The 15,757-nt window shown below is 74.1% G+C and carries 18 protein-coding genes; 9 read left to right on the top strand and 9 right to left on the bottom strand.

All coding sequences use genetic code 11. From position 1 onward, the window contains the following. Positions 1–87 precede the first annotated feature (87 nt). Entirely contained in the window at positions 88–510 is a 423-nt protein-coding gene (locus QWJ13_RS25965) for an SsgA family sporulation/cell division regulator (protein ID WP_316527441.1), read from the bottom strand. A gap of 281 nt (positions 511–791) precedes the next feature. Between QWJ13_RS25965 and QWJ13_RS25960 the strand changes: the two genes are divergently transcribed. Next, positions 792–1,790 (top strand): enoyl-[acyl-carrier-protein] reductase FabV, encoded by a 999-nt coding sequence (locus QWJ13_RS25960; protein WP_316527440.1) that lies wholly within the window; start codon positions 792–794, stop codon positions 1,788–1,790. Here QWJ13_RS25960 and QWJ13_RS25955 read toward each other — a convergent pair. The 6 genes from QWJ13_RS25955 to QWJ13_RS25930 form a co-directional block, all read right to left on the bottom strand. Then, entirely contained in the window at positions 1,748–2,389 is a 642-nt protein-coding gene (locus tag QWJ13_RS25955; protein ID WP_316527439.1) for a hypothetical protein, read from the bottom strand. The two genes, QWJ13_RS25960 and QWJ13_RS25955, sit on opposite strands and share 43 nt — an antisense overlap. A gap of 58 nt (positions 2,390–2,447) precedes the next feature. Beyond that, entirely contained in the window at positions 2,448–2,891 is a 444-nt protein-coding gene (locus tag QWJ13_RS25950) for a MarR family winged helix-turn-helix transcriptional regulator (RefSeq protein ID WP_316527438.1), read from the bottom strand. Next, positions 2,888–4,672, bottom strand: coding sequence for an MFS transporter (locus tag QWJ13_RS25945; protein ID WP_316528049.1), 1,785 nt, complete (start codon positions 4,670–4,672; stop codon positions 2,888–2,890). The genes QWJ13_RS25950 and QWJ13_RS25945 overlap by 4 nt, the downstream gene beginning before the upstream one ends. A 198-nt stretch (positions 4,673–4,870) precedes the next feature. Further along, a complete protein-coding gene (locus QWJ13_RS25940; RefSeq protein WP_316527437.1) occupies positions 4,871–6,070 on the bottom strand; it encodes an NAD(P)/FAD-dependent oxidoreductase in 1,200 nt (399 codons plus the stop codon). After that, positions 6,067–6,264, bottom strand: a complete 198-nt coding sequence (locus tag QWJ13_RS25935; protein ID WP_316527436.1) for a ferredoxin — start codon at positions 6,262–6,264, stop codon at positions 6,067–6,069. The genes QWJ13_RS25940 and QWJ13_RS25935 overlap by 4 nt, the downstream gene beginning before the upstream one ends. A gap of 92 nt (positions 6,265–6,356) precedes the next feature. Then, complete coding sequence (locus QWJ13_RS25930; protein WP_316527435.1) at positions 6,357–7,556, bottom strand: cytochrome P450; 1,200 nt, start codon at positions 7,554–7,556, stop codon at positions 6,357–6,359. Between the two features lie 186 nt (positions 7,557–7,742). Here QWJ13_RS25930 and QWJ13_RS25925 point away from each other — a divergent pair, with 186 nt between their 5' ends. The 4 genes from QWJ13_RS25925 to QWJ13_RS25910 all read left to right on the top strand — a co-directional run bounded on the left by QWJ13_RS25925 (position 7,743) and on the right by QWJ13_RS25910 (position 10,745). Continuing rightward, positions 7,743–8,330, top strand: coding sequence for a MarR family winged helix-turn-helix transcriptional regulator (locus QWJ13_RS25925; RefSeq protein WP_316527434.1), 588 nt, complete (start codon positions 7,743–7,745; stop codon positions 8,328–8,330). 31 nt (positions 8,331–8,361) lie between these two features. Next, a complete protein-coding gene (locus QWJ13_RS25920; RefSeq protein ID WP_316527433.1) occupies positions 8,362–9,843 on the top strand; it encodes a PTS transporter subunit EIIC in 1,482 nt (493 codons plus the stop codon). Between the two features lie 87 nt (positions 9,844–9,930). Next, entirely contained in the window at positions 9,931–10,113 is a 183-nt protein-coding gene (locus QWJ13_RS25915) for a GAF domain-containing protein (protein ID WP_316527431.1), read from the top strand. Between the two features lie 344 nt (positions 10,114–10,457). Next, entirely contained in the window at positions 10,458–10,745 is a 288-nt protein-coding gene (locus QWJ13_RS25910; RefSeq protein ID WP_316527430.1) for a helix-turn-helix transcriptional regulator, read from the top strand. A gap of 4 nt (positions 10,746–10,749) precedes the next feature. Here QWJ13_RS25910 and QWJ13_RS25905 read toward each other — a convergent pair whose 3' ends face one another. Continuing rightward, the gene (locus QWJ13_RS25905) at positions 10,750–11,778 is read right to left on the bottom strand and encodes a YihY/virulence factor BrkB family protein (protein ID WP_316527429.1); all 1,029 of its coding nucleotides are present in this window, start codon (positions 11,776–11,778) and stop codon (positions 10,750–10,752) included. A 138-nt stretch (positions 11,779–11,916) separates the two neighbouring features. Between QWJ13_RS25905 and QWJ13_RS25900 the strand changes: the two genes are divergently transcribed. The 3 genes from QWJ13_RS25900 to QWJ13_RS25890 all read left to right on the top strand — a co-directional run bounded on the left by QWJ13_RS25900 (position 11,917) and on the right by QWJ13_RS25890 (position 13,540). Next, entirely contained in the window at positions 11,917–12,096 is a 180-nt protein-coding gene (locus QWJ13_RS25900; RefSeq protein WP_316527428.1) for a hypothetical protein, read from the top strand. Between the two features lie 76 nt (positions 12,097–12,172). Beyond that, positions 12,173–13,078 (top strand): DUF5133 domain-containing protein, encoded by a 906-nt coding sequence (locus QWJ13_RS25895; protein WP_316527427.1) that lies wholly within the window; start codon positions 12,173–12,175, stop codon positions 13,076–13,078. Positions 13,079–13,123: 45 nt separating this feature from the next. Then, positions 13,124–13,540 carry a hypothetical protein gene (locus tag QWJ13_RS25890; protein ID WP_316527426.1) on the top strand — a complete coding sequence of 139 codons (417 nt, stop codon included), beginning with the start codon at positions 13,124–13,126 and terminating at the stop codon, positions 13,538–13,540. Here the strand turns inward: QWJ13_RS25890 and QWJ13_RS25885 are convergent. Beyond that, positions 13,537–15,210 (bottom strand): FAD-binding dehydrogenase, encoded by a 1,674-nt coding sequence (locus QWJ13_RS25885; RefSeq protein WP_316527425.1) that lies wholly within the window; start codon positions 15,208–15,210, stop codon positions 13,537–13,539. The genes QWJ13_RS25890 and QWJ13_RS25885 overlap by 4 nt on opposite strands. Before the next feature lie 117 nt (positions 15,211–15,327). Between QWJ13_RS25885 and QWJ13_RS25880 the strand changes: the two genes are divergently transcribed. Beyond that, a complete protein-coding gene (locus QWJ13_RS25880; protein ID WP_316527424.1) occupies positions 15,328–15,492 on the top strand; it encodes a hypothetical protein in 165 nt (54 codons plus the stop codon). Positions 15,493–15,757 lie beyond the last annotated feature (265 nt).

Below are 15,757 nucleotides of genomic sequence, written 5' to 3'. Positions count from 1 at the left end.
ACGGAGCGGCCGAGCGGTGCGGATGGCCCCGGCGGGCGGCGGCAGAGCACTCCAACGGGGGAACGGCCGCGGTCGTCCGGCGTCCGGTCAGTCGTCGGCGAACAGCAGGGCGAGCGTGGCGTCCACGTCGAGGTGCTCGGACTCCGAGCCGGCGGGCACCAGCTGGAAGGAGTCCGAGAGGAAGGCGGCGACCTCCCCCTCCGGCGCGCTGAGGACGGCCTGCTCGCCGTCCGGCCCGCGCAGGGTGATCAGGACCTCGCCCCGGTGCCCCGGGCTCACCTGGACGTCGCCGTTCCCGGCCGGGGCGTGCCGGCCCTCGTTCAGCAGCTCGCGGCTGAAGTACCAGCACACCAGGGTCTCGTCCGGCACGCACTCGCAGGGCGTCAGCGGGAACGCCAGGCAGGCCGCGTACGGCAGGCTCGGATCGAATCGCAGCTCCGCGACGATCGGGACGTCGGGCAGCGGACTGTCCGGGAACGTGACGGACATCGGGTGGACTGGCATCTGCATCGAACGACCCTCCTGTGGCCGTGAGGCCGGCCCCCGGCGGACCGGCGCCCCTGTCCGGCGCCTACCCGGTGCGCCGGGCCGCAGTCGGTGGGCACCGAATCTCCACAATGCGGCGCTGCCGGGGGTAACCGAGACGGAACCCCCGCCACAATGACGACCTCCCACAACAGCGGGCCGGATCTTCCGTGACGCCGTGGCAGCGGCCGAGGCCACCGGCGCGGATAGGCTCCGGACGACCCGACGCCTTGATCACGATCTCCGGATCGGAGAGGCACCACCGCGTGAGCATCCAGCAGATCACCCCCAAGCAGCGGGGCTACCTGATCGTCAACTCCCACCCGAGCGGCAGCGAGGCCACCGTCGACCGCCAGTGGCAGCGCATCGAGCCCTCGGCTCCGGCTGCCGGCCGGGCCCCCGTCGCCCTGGTCCTCGGCGCCAGCGCCGGATACGGTCAGGCACTGCTGCTCGCCGAGCGCTACGGCCCGGTCGACTACCTCGTCTACTCGCTCGCCTCGCCCCGGCGCACCGACCCGGCGACCGGGGAGGTGCACCACTCGGTGATCAAGCCGCTCGGCTCCTCCTACACCTCGCCGTCGCTGCTCTTCGAGGACGAGGCCCCGCGGATCGGCACCGTCGATCTCACCCCGGCCGACGAGGCCGAGCGGGCGGCGACCGTCAAGGTCATGGGCGGCGAGGACTGGGAGCTGTGGGTGCGGGCGCTGGGCGAGGCAGACCTGCTCGGCCCCGGCTTCACCACGGTGGCCCTGTCCTACGTCGGCTCCGAGATCACCGCGCCGGTCTACCGGCAGGGCACGATCGGCGCCGCCAAGGAGCACCTGGAGGCCCCCGCCCGCCGACTCCAGGACGGGCCGCTCGCCGACCGCGGCCGGGCCTTCACCGTCGTCGCCGGCGCGGCCGTCACCCAGGCGTCCACCGCCATCCCCTCGATCGCCCTCTACACCTCGCTGCTGCGCATCGTGCTCGGCGAGGACGGCTGGCACACCACCGACGACCAGGCCGTGGAGCTGTGGGAGCAGCTGACCGGCGCCGAGCCGCTCAGCCTGGACGAGCAGGGCCGGATCCGGCTGGACGGCTGGGAGCTGGACCCGGGCGTGCAGGACCGGGTGCGGGAGCTGTGGGCCGACCCGGCGGCGGCGCTGGCCGCCGACCCGGCCGCGGCCGCCTGGTTCTACAACCAGTTCCGTCAGCTGTACGGCTGGGACGTCCCCGGCGTCGACTACACCACCGGGGTCGAGACCTCGGTGCCCTGGCCCGAGTGACACGGGGGCGCGGAGGCCCTGATTCGCTCCGGGAGCTGCTCGTAGCCGCCGGGTTCGCCGCACAGCCGCCGTACGGAGGCCAGCCCCAGGCTGGCCTGTCCGGTGGCCTCCACGAGCGCCCGGGACGCGACATGGAAGTCCCACTGGCTGATGTCCAGTGGGTCGTAGTCGGCATGGGTGCGGGCGGTGTGGAGGGCGAAGACGTAGACGTCGGCGTTGTAGGACTGCTCCGCCGCGTCGCCGTCCTCGGGCGTCCAGGTGCGTCCGCGCAGCCGGGAGAAGCGGATCTCCGAGAGCCGGCGCTGACCCCAGGACTGGAGGTAGGCGCTGGTCTTCACCTCGATCCGGAGCCCGTCCGGCGCCAGGACGTCGAAGCTCTCCCACTCCGCGTTTCGCCGGACCGCGCCCACCGCCCGGTGGACCAGGAACTCGGCCAGCAGCCCCCGGGTGGTGTTCGTCCGGAGGTCGGGCATCGCGTAGCGCCAGAACTCCAGCACCGTGCCGGCGTCGGTGCCGCGGAAGGTCTCACCGCCCTGGAAGGGTGTCAGCTCGGCCGGGGTGTGCCAGTCGCCGGGGGCGGCGGTGAGGTCGGACGTCATGTGGGCAGCCTGCCATCGGCCGGGCCGGGAGCGACACCTTCCGGCCAGGTGGCCGTGGTCAGCCGGGTTCCTCCAGGAGCAGTTCCAGGACGGGCAGGGCCGCCTCCAGCGCCCGGCACTGCTCGGGGGTGAGCCGGGCGCCGCGGCGGGCCAGCAGGGCGGTGCGCTCGCGGCGGATCCGGGCGAGGGTCTCCAGCCCGAGCGGGGTGGGGGAGAGCAGCTGGGAGCGGCCGTCCTGCGGGTCCGGGGTCTTGGCGACCAGGCCGTCGGCGACCAACGGGGTGACGGTGCGGACCATGGACGGAACGGCCACGCCCTCGCGGACGGCGAGTTCGCCGAGCCGCAGCGGCCCGAGCTGCTCCACCCGGGCCAGGGCGGACAGCTGGGCGGCGGTGAGGTCCTGGTCGCCGGAGGCGCGGACCAGCTGGCGGTTGAGCCGGCCGATCGCCAGGCGGAGCCGGACCACGGCCTCGGCGGAGAGCCCGCCGCCGTCCGCGCTCACGGCCCGGGCTCCTTCCTCTTCCTCGGCGGGGCGGAGTCAACGGGGGTGGAGGCGGGCGGTGTGGAGACGGGCCGTATGGGGCCGGGCTGGGTGGCCGCGGGCAGCGCGTCGTCGGCGGTCACGACCGCGGGCCGGTTCCGCTCGCGGACCAGCGAGGCGGCCGCGGCGACCAGCGACATCGCGATCGCCAGCCAGAACACCACGACCAGCCCGTCGTGGAAGGGCCCGGAGATCAGCTGCGGGAAGAACTCCCGGCCGGTCAGCGCCCGGACGTTGTCCGGCGGCAGTCGGCCGAGCACGTGCGGGCCCAGGAGCTGCTGGATCGGGTTGTAGCCGAGGAAGGCGGCGAACAGGGTGCCGACCGGCGGCAGCGAGGCGATGGTGTGGGCGTCGGCGGCGGGTACGCCCTGGGCGGTCAGCCCGGCGGTGAGGGTGTGCGGCAGCGATCCGGCCAGGCCGGCCACCATCAGGGAGAAGAAGACGCCGATCGACAGCACCATGCCGGCGTTCTGGAAGGTGGCCCGCATGCCGGAGGCGGCGCCGCGGGCCGTGGCCGGCACGCTCGACATGATCAGCGAGGTGTTGGGGGCGGCGAACAGGCCGCCGCCCAGGCCGTTGAGGAAGACCAGCAGGGCGAACCACGGGTAGCTGAAGTCGGTGGGCAGCAGGAGCAGCCCGGCGAAGGAGAGCGCCATCACCACCAGTCCGCCGGCGGCGAAGAGCCGGGCCCCGGCGCGGTCCGAGAGGTAGCCGGAGACCGGTCCGGCGGCCAGGAAGCCGACGGTCAGCGGCACGAGGTAGATGCCGGCCCACAGCGGGGTGTCGGCGTAGTCGTAGCCGTGCAGCGGCAGCCAGATGCCCTGGAGCCAGATGATCAGCATGAACTGGAGTCCGCCGCGGGCGATCGAGCCCAGCAGGGTGGCCGCGTTGCCGCCCGCGAAGACCGGGTCGCGGAAGAGCGAGAGCGGGAACATCGGCTCGGCCGTCCGGGACTCGACCACGCAGAAGACGGCCAGCAGCGCGACTCCGCCGAACAGCCCGGCCAGCACCCAGGGGTTGGTCCAGCCCATGGTGTGGCCGCCGTACGGCTGGATGCCGTAGGTGATCGCGGCGAGCAGGGCGGTCAGGCCGACGGCGAAGGTGATGTTGCCCCACCAGTCGAGCCGGGCGGGCTTGCGCACCCCGGTGTCGCGCAGCGAGCGGTAGGCCCAGACGGTGCCGAACAGGCCGATCGGCACATTGACCCAGAAGATCGAGCGCCAGTTCCACTCGGCCAGGAGCCCGCCGAGGACCAGGCCGATGAAGGATCCGGCGATGCCCGCGACGATGTTGACGCCGAGCGCGGTGCCGCGCCGGTCGGCGGGGAAGGCGTCCGTGATGATCGCCGCCGAGTTGGCCATCAGCATGGAGCCGCCGACCGCCTGCACCACCCGCCAGCCGATCAGCCACAGCGCACCCGGCCCGCCGTGCAGCGGGTCGAGGGAGAGGGCCACCGAGGTGAGGGTGAAGATCAGGAAGCCGGCGTTGTAGATCCGCACCCGGCCGTGGATGTCGCCGAGCCGGCCGAGGGTGACCACCAGGACGGCGGTGACCAGCATGTAGCCCATCAGCATCCACAGCAGGTAGCTGACGTTGCCCGGCTGGAGCGGGTCCAGGCCGATGCCGTTGAAGATCGCGGGCAGCGAGATCAGGACGATCGAGGCGTTGATGGTGGCGATCAGGGTGCCGAGCGTGGTGTTGGACAGGGCCACCCACTTGTACCGGGGGTGGTCCGGTTCCACACCGGTACGGGCCGGACGCAGCCGTCCGGCCCTGCCGTTGCCGGAGAGTCGTGTCGCCACCGCTGCCTCCTGCCGGCCGGCGGGGCCGGCGGATCGGACTGGGGATTTCGATAGCTTCCGCCAACTAACGATAGTCCGACGGCCGTTCGAGCGGTAGCGGTGGCGGTGGCCGGCCCGGGGCTTCGGGCCGGCCCGCTCTCAGGCCGCCTCCGGTGGCCACGGGCCGTGCGCCGCGACCCGGGTGCGCAGGTCACGCAGCGCGCGGGCGGAGGCGATCCCCACCGCGCCGGTGACCAGGCCGTCCCGGACGCAGGCGGCGGCGAAGCGGTGCTCCTCCAGACTGCCTTCGACCACCTCGAACCGCTCCGTGTCGCCGGGCCGGCCGAAGGCCTGGACCCGCAGCCCGTACTGGTCGGTCCACAGGTACGGGACCGGTCGGTAGGCCTGCCGGGCGCCGTCCGGGCCGGCCAGCAGGTTTCGGGCGGCGTGCATCGCCTGCTCGGTGGCGTTGGTGCGCTGTTCGAGGCGGCGGTGGCGCCCGGTGTGCGGGTCGGGCCAGGAGGCGGCGTCGCCGGCCGCCCAGACGCCGGGACCGGCGGCGCAGTAGGCGTCGCAGACCACGCCGTCGTCCAGCGGGACGCCGCTGCCGGCCAGCCAGTCGGTGTCCGGCTCGGAGCCGACGGCCATCAGGACGGCGTCGGCCGCCAGGTCGGAGCCGTCGGCCAGCCGCACGCCGGCGGCCCGGCCGCCCCGTTGGAGCAGTGCCGTGGCCGTGCCCCGGTGGAGTCGCACCCCGTGGTCGCGGTGCAGGCCGGTCAGCAGCGCGGCCGTCTCGGTGCCCAGGACGGCGGCCAGCGGTGTGCCGGTGGAGGTCAACCAGTCCACCTCGGCGCCGAGCTCGACGGCGGTGGCCGCCGCCTCGGCGCCGAGCAGTCCGCCGCCGACCACCAACAGCCGTACGCCCGACCGTAGTTCCTCGCGCAGGGCGAGGGCGTCGGCGAGGGTGCGCAGCACGTGCGCCCCGGGCAGCGGCGTCTCGGCGCCGGGGAGCCGGCGCGGGCGGACCCCGGTGGCCACGATGACGGCGTCGCACCGCACCCGCCCGCCGTCCGAGAGCCGTACGGTCCGCTCCCGGCGGTCCAGGTGCTCGGCCCGGACCCCGAGGCGCAGGTCGAGCCGCAGCTCCGCCAGCGCCTCGGGGCCGCGCAGGGCCAGCCGGTCGGGCTGCCACTCGCCGCCCAGCAGGTGCTTGGACAGCGGCGGGCGGTCGTACGGCGCCTCCGGCTCGGCCCCGATCAGGGTGAGCCGGCCGTCGTAGCCGGAGCGGCGCAGCGCCTCGGCGGCGTGCAGTCCGGCCGCGCCGGCGCCGACCACGGCCACCTCTCGCAGAGCGGTCACGCCTGGTCCAGCAGGATGGCCGAGGCCGGGCAGACGGCGGCGGCGTCCCGGACGGCCGCGTGGAGCTCGGCGGGGGGCTGGGCGTCGAGCAGGACGACGATGCCGTCCTCGTCGCGCTGGTCGAAGACGTCGGGGGCGGCGAGCACGCAGCTCCCGGCGCCGCAGCACTTCTCCTGGTCGATCCGGACGAGCATGGTCTTCCCTTCGGAACGGCCCTGGTCGGTGTGAAGTCGGGTGCAGGGCTGGTGTTTTGGTGGGTTCGATGCGGCTCCCGGGGGAGCCGGGGTCACCAGGTGACGGGCAGTGCGTGGACGCCGTAGACGAGCATCTCGCCGCGGAAGGAGATGTCCTCGAACGGCACGGCCAGGCGCAGTTCGGGCAGCCGTCGCAGGATGGTGCCGAGGGCGATCTGCAACTCCAGCCGGGCGAGCGGCTGCCCCAGGCACTGGTGGACGCCGAAGCCGAAGCCCAGGTGGCGGCGGGCGTCGCGGGTCACGTCCAGCTCGTCGGCCTCGGGGAACTCCCGCTCGTCCCGGTTGGCGGCGCTGACCATGCAGATGACGCCCTCGCCCGCACGGATCCGCACGCCGGCCACGTCGACGTCCTCGGTGGCGACCCGGGTCAGGCCGGAGTGCACGATGCTCAGGTAGCGCAGCAGTTCCTCGACCGCGCCGGGCACGGACTCGGGGTGTTCGCGCAGGTGGGCGAGCTGGTCGGGGTTGCGCAGCAGGGCGAGCACGGAGAGCGCGGTCATGTTCGCCGTGGTCTCGTGCCCGGCGATCAGCAGCAGCCGGCCCATCCCGCTGATCTGCTCGGTGCTCAGATCGCCGCGCTCCGCCAGGCGGCTGAGGATGCTGCCGTCGGGCTGGGCGCGCTTGGTCTCGGTGAGCTGGAACAGGTAGTCGGCCAGCTTGCCCTGGGCGTGCGCGACCTCCGCGGCGGTGGAGGCGCGGCGCAGCAGGACGCGACTGCACTCCTGGAAGAAGTCGTGGTCCTGGTAGGGGACCCCGAGCAGCAGGCAGATGACCAGGGAGGGCAGCGGCAGGGCGAAGTCGTGGACCAGGTCGGCGCCGGTGCGGCCGTCGGTCATCTTGTCCAGCAGGTCGTCGGCGATCCGCTGGACCTCGGGGCGCAGCGCCTCGACCTTCTTGATCATGAATTCGCCGGTGAGCATCCGGCGGAAGCGGGCGTGCTCGGGGTCGTCCATCCGGATGATGGTGGGCTGGCCGGTGTTCAGCTGGCGGGCGCCCTCGCTGACGAACGGGAAGCCGGGCCGGGTGGAGTCGGAGCTGAACCGGGCGTCGGAGAGGACCGCCTTGATGTCCTCGTGGCGGGTGACCAGCCAGCTGGTGGAGCCGTCCCACAGGGAGACACGGCTGACCGGCTCCTCCCGGCGGGCCTGCTCGTAGGCGGTCGGCGGGGCGAACGGACAGGTGTCGCGGGCGGCGGGGTGGGTGAAGCGGGGGGTCTGTTCGGCGGTGGCCATCGGTGAATCCCCATTCTCGGAGTCGGGCCGTTCATATTTACGTGCCGAAAGCAATTAACTGAACGTCACGCTAACTCGCTTTCCGTGGCGATGGAAGGGTGCGCCAGGCGTCGGCCGAAACTGTCCGAAACCGGTCTGTGGCTCCCCGTTGCTGCCCCGGTCGCGCCGGATCGCTACAGTTCCCCCATGTCGGACGAAGAAGACGCCGAAGACGATCGCACGACCGCCACCGAACCGAGGGGCCTGGACGGACTGGAGGACGTCCTGGACACCCTGGCCTACCTGCTGACACGCTCACAGGAACACGAGCGCCGGATGGCGCGAGCCGGCGTCACCGCCGCCCGCTCGGACGTCTACCTGCTGCGCGCGCTCGTCGAGGCCGAAGGCCCCAGCCGGGTGAGCGACCTGGCCGCCCGACTGATGGTCAAGTCCTCCCACGTCACCCGGCAGATCGACCGCCTCCAAGGCCAGCAGCTGGTCGAGCGCACCCAGGACACCCAGGACCGACGGGCCCGCCGGGTGGCGATCACGGCCGACGGACGGGAACTGATCGACCGGCTGAAACAGGCCAACCTCGCCAGCCTGACCAACGTGCTGGACGGCGTCCCCGAGCCGGACGTCGCCGCCACCGTCAGCGTGCTGCGCCACCTGATCGACCGGTACGTGCACCGGGTGCGGATCGGACTCACCGAGGACGACCCGCTCCCGGACGGGAACACCGGAGCGCCGGTGGCGGCGGCCCGGCTCGGCACCACGACGCGCGAAGGCGGTTGAGCCACGGGAGTACCCGGGTACGTCCCCCGTCATGTCGGACGAGAAGAACCGCGCCGTGGCCGAGGCGATCCTCCCGCTGGTCGGTGGCGCCGCCAACATCCGCTCGGTCGCCCACTGCATGACCCGGCTGCGGCTGGGCCTGGCGGACCCCGCCCTGGTCGACACCGGGGCGCTTCGGGCGCTGCCGACGGTCCTGGGCACGGTCGAGGACGACACCTACCAGATCGTCCTCGGCCCCGCCGCCGTCGCCGGGGTCACCGAGCAGCTGCGGGGGCTCCTGGACGGCTCGGGGGGAGGAGGCGGGGACGAACCGGGGGGCACGCCCGGCGCGGAGGAACTCGCCGGGCGCGGCGAACGCCTCCGGGCGCGGGCCAAGGCACGCAACGCGACCCCGGTGAAGCTGGCGCTGCGCCGGATCGCCAACATCTTCGTCCCGCTGATCCCCGCCCTGATCGGCTGCGGGATCGTCGCCGGCCTCTCCGGGGCCCTGGCCAACCTTGGCTGGGCGCCGGCGCTGGTCACCGCCCTGGGGCCGGTCTCGGCGGGGTTCATGTCCCTGCTCGCCGTCTTCGTCGGCTACAACACGGCCAAGGAGTTCGGCGGCACCCCCGTGCTGGGCGGGGCCGTGGCCAGCGTGATCGTCTACGCCGGGGTCACCAAGGTGGAGGCCTTCGGCCACCACCTCACCCCCGGTCAGGGCGGAGTGGTCGGCGCGCTCGGTGCCGCGCTGCTGGCCGTCCACCTGGAGCGCTGGACCCGGCGGCTGGTGCCGGCCGCCCTGGACGTCCTGGTCACCCCCACCGTCACCGTGCTGATCGGCGGACTGGCCGCGCTGTTCGGCCTGATGTTCGTCGCCGGGGAGGTCTCCACCGCCATCGGCCACGCCGCCACCTGGCTGCTCGCCCACGGCGGCCTGCTCGCTGGGCTGGTGCTCGGCGGCCTCTTCCTCCCGCTGGTGATGCTCGGGCTGCACCAGGCACTGATCCCGATCCACACCACCCTGATCCAACAGCAGGGCTCCACCGTCCTGTTGCCGATCCTCGCCATGGCCGGCGCCGGGCAGGTCGGCTGCGCCGTGGCCGTCTACCTGCGGCTGCGCAACAACGCCTCGATCCGGGCCACCATCCGCTCCGCCCTCCCGGCCGGGCTGCTCGGCGTCGGTGAGCCCCTGGTCTACGGCGTCACCCTGCCGCTGGGGCGCCCGTTCGTCACGGCCTGCGTCGGTGGCGCCGCCGGGGGCGCCTTCATCGGGGTGGCCGGCCAACTCGGCAACGCCGTCGGCTCCACCGCGATCGGACCCTCCGGCTGGGCCCTCTTCCCGTTGCTGGCCGGCCCGCACGGGCTCCTGGCGAGCGCCGCCGTGTACGGGGGCGGGCTGCTGACCGGCTATCTGGCGGGCTTCCTGGCCACCTGGTTCTTCGGCTTCACCCGGGAGACGCTCGCGGAGTACAACGCCCCGGCGGCTGCCGTGACTTCGACGGCTTCGGTGACCTCGGGCGGGAGTGCGCAGTAGCGGATGGCCGCCGCCGAGGTGCTCGGCGGCGGCTCAAGTCCGTTGCGGTGCAGACTGGTTCGCTCAGGTCGCCGGGAAGCGTTCCCGGTGCACCTGCTCCGCCGGCCGGAGACCGGGGTGCCGCTGGCGGCCACCGTCCACCAGGGCCGCCCGGTCTGGGCGTCCGGCTCCGACGGCTCCGGGCGCCGTTCGCCGGGCGACGCGCGGATCGTCCCCGGCCGCAGCGCGTGCGCCGAACCGCTGCGGCGCGGGGGCCGGGTCATCCGATGAGCCTCGGCTGGGACGTACCGGCGAACCGGGCCCGTGCCGCGACCGAGTTACGTCGAGGCGCTGTCCGGGCTGGTCACGGCGCACCTGCTGCGGTGCACCGGCGGGGGTGGCGAGGCGCCTCGGCGGCCCCGACCCGGACGGCCCCGGCTGCCTGCCGGCCGTCCGGCTGCGCTCCCGCTCGTCGGCGACTCCGTTAACGATCGCGGATCGCGGGTAGCCGCCGCAGCGGGGCACGGGGGTGCTGCGAGGAGGCGGAGGCCATGGACGGACGCGAGCGGGCGAAGCTGTGCGGGGCCCCTCGCCGGGTTCCCGTGCGGGCCGTGACCTGACCATGCGGTGACGACATGACCGGCCGGCCGACGAGTGCGGGGTGGACCTTCCTCACCAACCACGCCCGGGTGCTGGTACAGATCGCCAGGGACCCGGGCATCAGGGTCCGCGACATCGCCGAGCGCTGCCTGCTGACCGAACGCGCCGTGCAGCGGATCATCGCCGACCTCGAAGAGGCCGGGTACCTCACCCACGAGCGCCGGGGGCGGGCCAACCACTACCACGTGATCGCGGCGAAGCAGCTGCGGCACCCGGCCGACGCGGGCCCGACACTCGCGGAGCTGCTGGCCGTCCTGCGCTGACCGCTCACCGCCCGTCGGGCTCGCCGTCGGAATCGTCCTCGTCGGAATCGTCCTCCTCGGGGACACCGGGGAACGAGACGTCGACCCGCTGCTCGGGCCGACGCTCCTCCTGCCGCGCCACGGAGGACAGCACCGCCAGATCCGCCTCCGTCAGCGGCGGCTGGAGCAGACTGCGCGGCCACAGCCGCCGGGCGAGCACCACATTGACCTCCGCCGCGTACACGGTGACCTGCGCCGCCAGGAAGAGCCAGGACAGCAGGCCGATCACGGTCGCGAAGAACCCGTAGACCTGGCTCGCGTGGCGCAGCGCGTGGGCGACCAGCAGCGAGCCGCCCGCCTGGAGCGCGGTGAACAGCGGCCCGGCGAGCGCGCAGCCCGGCCACAGCAACCGCAGCGGTACCTCGCGCGGGGTGAGCACCCGGAAGCAGGCCAGGCACAGCGTGGCGTTGACCAGCGCCGAGAGGACCAGGCCCCCGATCCGGGCGTACGGCCCGGCCAGCGTGCCGGCGACCAGCGAGGCGGCGGCGGTGCCCAGCAGCAGCCCGGTGCCCAGGACGGCGAACAGAACCATGCAGCGCGCCAGCCGCGGCCAGTAGCCGGGCCGCTTCACCCCGGGCACGTTCCAGACCTCGGCCATGGCGTGCTGGAGGACCTGGGCGATGCCGAGCGCCCCGTACAGCAGCCCGAGCGCGCCGATCAGCAGCGCCAGGCCGCTGCCCTGGAGGGAGTGGACGTTCTGGCGCAGCTGGTCGCCGATGATCGGGAAGTCGGCGAGCGCGGAGTCCAGCACCGCGCGCTGCGCCCCGGGGTGGCCGTGCAGGACGAAGCCCAGGACGGTGCTGAGCAGGAGCAGCAGCGGGATCAGGGCGACGAAGCCGTAGTAGGTGATCAGGGCGGACAGCAGCCCGCCCCGGTCGTCCCCGTACTTGCGTACGACGCCGATGACCAGGCCCGGGGCCCGGTGGCGCTGCTGGAAGCCGTCCACGCCGCGTAGGGCGCGCTCGATCGGATTCACACCGGCGCGTGTGCCCATGGCGTGCGCTCTGACACCCGGGAAGCTGCGCCGGGCGTGTCGGGGGTCGGTCCGGGTAGGCGCGCGGGGGTGGCCGCACCCGCGGGGGCAGCCGGGCGCCGTCGCCCGGCGGTCCGATCGCGGAGACCTACTACTGCGATGATCACGCCGCGGTACGGGCGGTGTGGCTCCCGGACCAGCCGACCACCGCACACCGGTGGCGGGACGACATTCGAGGTGCCGCGCGCCCACAGCCGCCGCAGCGGCGGCGGCGTGGCCGACACGGCCCGCGCGCTGGTGGACGGCCGGCTGGACCCGGCGGCCATTCTCGTCGGCTGACCGCCGTCCCCCGGCCCGGGGTGTGCTGTCTCAGGGTGATCGGACGCATACTGTCCGGAAACCTTTGGAGGTGCTCATGCCCATGGTGGATGTCGAGGCCCTCGGCCGGCTGGTCGCGGAGTACGAGGCCCTGTCCCCGTCACGCTCACCGGAGGCCCGGCAGCGGCTGCGCGACGTCTGCTACACGATCGGCATCTACACCGGGGAGGCCGACGCGGCCCGTGCCGTGGCCAGGGCCCGGGCGCTGCTGGAGCGTCAGGGGCCGGCCGGCTCCGGCGGGTCGGCGGACGGGGCCCCGGGCGACGCCGGGGCCCATGCGGCGCTGCTGACCGAACTGGGCGAACTCGCGGCCCGGGAGCAGCGGTCCGGCTCCCTCCCGACGCTGCACGACGTGGTGCAGCTGACCCGGGTCGCCGTCCCGGACTGCGTCGGCGCCGCGGTGAGCACCTGGCACGACGACGGCTCCGTGGAGACCTTCGCGGCGAGCTCCTCGTACCTGCTGGCCCTCGAACGCGCCCAGGGCGAGACGGGGGCGGGCCCGCTGCCCAGGATCCGCCGTCAGGGCGAGGGGCAGGTGGTGATCCGGCTGGACCCGGGACGCCCCGGCCGGTTCGCCGACCGGGCCCGGCGCTGCGGCGTACGGGCCGTGGCCAGCGCGCACCTGCGCACCCACCCGCACGGCTGCACCGCCTTCAGCGCCTACCTGCGGACCCCCGTGGAGCCCGGGACGCCGGCCCTCGGGCTGGTCGAGGCGCTCGCCCTCCAGGCCTCGACCGCGCTCGACCGCTTCGCGCTGGCCAGGGCGGTGGCCGACCTGCTCGACCGCCGGCACGCCACCGGCCTCGCCATCGGCATCACCGCGGAGCGCTTCGGGGTGCCCCCGCACACCGCGCTCAACCTGCTCGTCCGGGCCGCCCAGCAGCTGGGCACCGACCTCGACACGGTGGCCCGCCGCCTCGCCGCCGAGGGCTCGACCGGGTAGCGGGCCGACCCGCTTGGCCCCGGCGGTCCGGGGTAGGCGCGCGGCATGGTGGACATCGGACCCCCGACGGACGGACCCTTCGGCGACGACGCGGACGCGCTCGACCTGTGCGACCACTGCGGACGGGCGGTGGCGGGCGCCGACCTGATCGGCGCCCTGGTGCCGGACTCCTCCGCGCTGCACCCCACCGACCCGGGCCTGGACGGCAAGCGGGCCGTCCTGGCCTGTTCGGCGGAGCACCTGAGCGCCCTGGTCGAGGGCTACCATCGCCGCCCCTTCGTCCCCGAGGAGCAGTGGGCCGGCAAGGTCTGCCGGGCGCTCGCCGACTACGACGAGCCGATGCCGTTGAGCCTGGTCGCCCAGCTGAGCGGCCTCTCGGAGGGGCAGGCGGTGGAGGGCGTCGAGTGGCACAACGCCCGCGCCCGGGAGTGGCGGCAGCGCTACGGCCACCGGGAGGACTAGCCGGCCTGCCCGGCGGCGGCGCGCCCGGCCTGGCGTCCGCTGAACAGGCAGCCGCCGAGAAAGGTGCCTTCGAGGGCGTTGTAGCCGTGCAGGCCGCCGCCGCCGAAGCCCGCGACCTCGCCGGCGGCGTAGAGGCCCTCGATCGGCCGGCCGTCGTGGCCGAGGGCGCGGGAGTCCAGGTCGGTCTGGATGCCGCCGAGCGTCTTGCGGGTGAGCACGTGGAGCTTCACGGCGATGAGCGGCCCGTTGGCGGGGTCGAGGATGCGGTGGGGCGCGGCGGCGCGGCCGAGCCGGTCGCCCAGGTAGCGGCGGGCGTTGCGGATGCCCTGGACCTGGGAGTCCTTGCTGTACGGGTTGGAGATCTGGAGGTCGCGTGCCGCTATCTGCCGTCCGAGGGCCGCCGGGTCGAGCAGCGGTTCGGCGGTCAGCCGGTTCATGCCCGCGACGAGGTCCTCGACGGTGCGGGCGACGACGAAGTCCTCGCCGTGGCGCTTGAAGGCCTCGACCGGCGCGGGCGCCCCGCTGCCGACCAGGCGGCTGCGCAGGAAGGCGGCGCGGTCCTTGCCGGTGATGTCGGGGTTCTGCTCGGAGCCGGAGAGGGCGAACTCCTTCTCGATGATCTTCTGGGTGAGGACGAACCAGGAGTGGTCGTACTCGGCGATGTCCTCGGTGGTGCGCAGGTGTCGCAGGGTGGCCAGGGTGTCGTAGCCGGGCAGGCACGGGTCCGGCAGCCGTCGGCCCAGGGCGTCGAACCACATCGGGGACGGGCCGGGCAGGACGCGGATGCCGTGGCCGGGCCAGATCGGGTCCCAGTTGTGCAGGCCCTCGGTGTAGTGCCACATCCGGTCGCGGTTCACCAGCCGGGCGCCCGCCGCCGCGCCGATGTCGAGCATCCGGCCGTCCACGTAGGCCGGGACGCCGGTGACCATGTGCGAGGGCGGGCTGCCCAGGTGCCGGGGCCAGTGGCGCCGGACCAGGTCGTGGTTGGCGCCGATGCCGCCCGTGGTGACGATGACGGCCTGCGCGGTGAGCTCGAACTCGCCCGTGACCTCGCGGTTGGTGGCCACCCCGCGCGGGGAGTCGTCCCCGGCCAGCAGCGCGCCGCGGACGCCGGTGACCGCGCCGCCGCTGACGACCAGTTCGTCCACCCGGTGACGGTGGTGGAAGATCAGCCGCCCGGCGGCCGCGGCCTGCCGGGCCCGGCGGACGAAGGGATCGACGACGCCGGGCCCGGTGCCCCAGGTCACGTGGAAACGGGGCACCGAGTTGCCGTGCCCGTCCGCGCGCAGGCCGCCGCGCTCGGCCCAGCCCACCGTGGGCAGGAAGCTGATGCCGTGCCCGGTCAGCCAGCCGCGCTTCTCGCCGGCGGCGAAGTCGACGTAGGCGCGGGCCCAGCGCACCGCCCAGGAGTCCTCGTCGTCCAGCCGGTCGAACTGCGCGCTGCCGCGCCAGTCGCTCCAGGCCAGCTCGACGGAGTCCCTGACGCCCAGGCGGCGCTGCTCGGGGGAGTCGACGAGGAACAGCCCGCCGAACGACCAGAACGCCTGCCCGCCCAGGTCGGCGGGGCCCTCCTGGTCGACGAGGGCCACCCGGCGGCCCCGGGCGGTCAGCTCGTGTGCGGCGACGAGACCGGCGAGGCCGGCTCCGACGACGATGACATCGGTGTCCATGGATGCGGTTCCTTGTCCCTTGGTCGAACTCCAGATCCGGGTACGTTAGTTGGTCCCCCGCGATGCGCACCGCTCCGGCTCCCCGTCGGAGCGGGCCGCCACGCCTGGGACGAGGCCGTGCCGGCCGTCATCGACACCCTCGGCCCGGTCCGGGAGCGTGCGCTCGCGCTCCTGGAGGACCGGTCCGAACTCGCCCGGATCCGTCAGGAAGGTGCCGAGCGGGCGCGCAAGCGCTCCGAGCAGCGCCCGGCCGAGGCCATCGCCCTGGTCGGCCTGGCCTGACTCTTCGTCCGGCGTCGGGAGAGGAGGGGAACACGGCAGCATTCTTCGCCTGCCGTGCTTCCCTCCTCGGTGCCCGGCCGCCCTCGCGGCCGAGTAGCCCGGACGCGTCAATCGCTGGTGTCCGCCAGGGTGCTCCTGGCGCGCCGGGGAGTGAATCCTGGACTTTCCATGACACATCGGGCAGCTCGTCCGACCATCATCAGATCGAACTGCGCCCGCTCGGCTCTCCCCCCACCCCCATCCCCTCGGCACGTGGGCGCAGGAT

This window comes from Kitasatospora brasiliensis, assembly GCF_032654805.1.
Lineage (GTDB): Bacteria > Actinomycetota > Actinomycetes > Streptomycetales > Streptomycetaceae > Kitasatospora > Kitasatospora brasiliensis.
This window is presented reverse-complemented; position numbering and strand designations above follow the sequence as displayed.

Bases quoted from the DNA above. Each gene is read 5' to 3' on its own strand.
- QWJ13_RS25925 (WP_316527434.1), top strand. From the start codon at position 7,743: ATGTCGGACGAAGAAGACGCCGAAGACGATCGCACGACCGCCACCGAA.
- QWJ13_RS25910 (WP_316527430.1), top strand. From the start codon at position 10,458: ATGACCGGCCGGCCGACGAGTGCGGGGTGGACCTTCCTCACCAACCAC.
- QWJ13_RS25955 (WP_316527439.1), bottom strand. From the start codon at position 2,389: ATGACGTCCGACCTCACCGCCGCCCCCGGCGACTGGCACACCCCGGCC.
- QWJ13_RS25905 (WP_316527429.1), bottom strand. From the start codon at position 11,778: ATGGGCACACGCGCCGGTGTGAATCCGATCGAGCGCGCCCTACGCGGC.
- QWJ13_RS25900 (WP_316527428.1), top strand. From the start codon at position 11,917: ATGATCACGCCGCGGTACGGGCGGTGTGGCTCCCGGACCAGCCGACCA.
- QWJ13_RS25920 (WP_316527433.1), top strand. From the start codon at position 8,362: ATGTCGGACGAGAAGAACCGCGCCGTGGCCGAGGCGATCCTCCCGCTG.
- QWJ13_RS25890 (WP_316527426.1), top strand. From the start codon at position 13,124: ATGGTGGACATCGGACCCCCGACGGACGGACCCTTCGGCGACGACGCG.
- QWJ13_RS25895 (WP_316527427.1), top strand. From the start codon at position 12,173: ATGCCCATGGTGGATGTCGAGGCCCTCGGCCGGCTGGTCGCGGAGTAC.
- QWJ13_RS25965 (WP_316527441.1), bottom strand. From the start codon at position 510: ATGCAGATGCCAGTCCACCCGATGTCCGTCACGTTCCCGGACAGTCCG.
- QWJ13_RS25935 (WP_316527436.1), bottom strand. From the start codon at position 6,264: ATGCTCGTCCGGATCGACCAGGAGAAGTGCTGCGGCGCCGGGAGCTGC.
- QWJ13_RS25885 (WP_316527425.1), bottom strand. From the start codon at position 15,210: ATGGACACCGATGTCATCGTCGTCGGAGCCGGCCTCGCCGGTCTCGTC.
- QWJ13_RS25930 (WP_316527435.1), bottom strand. From the start codon at position 7,556: ATGGCCACCGCCGAACAGACCCCCCGCTTCACCCACCCCGCCGCCCGC.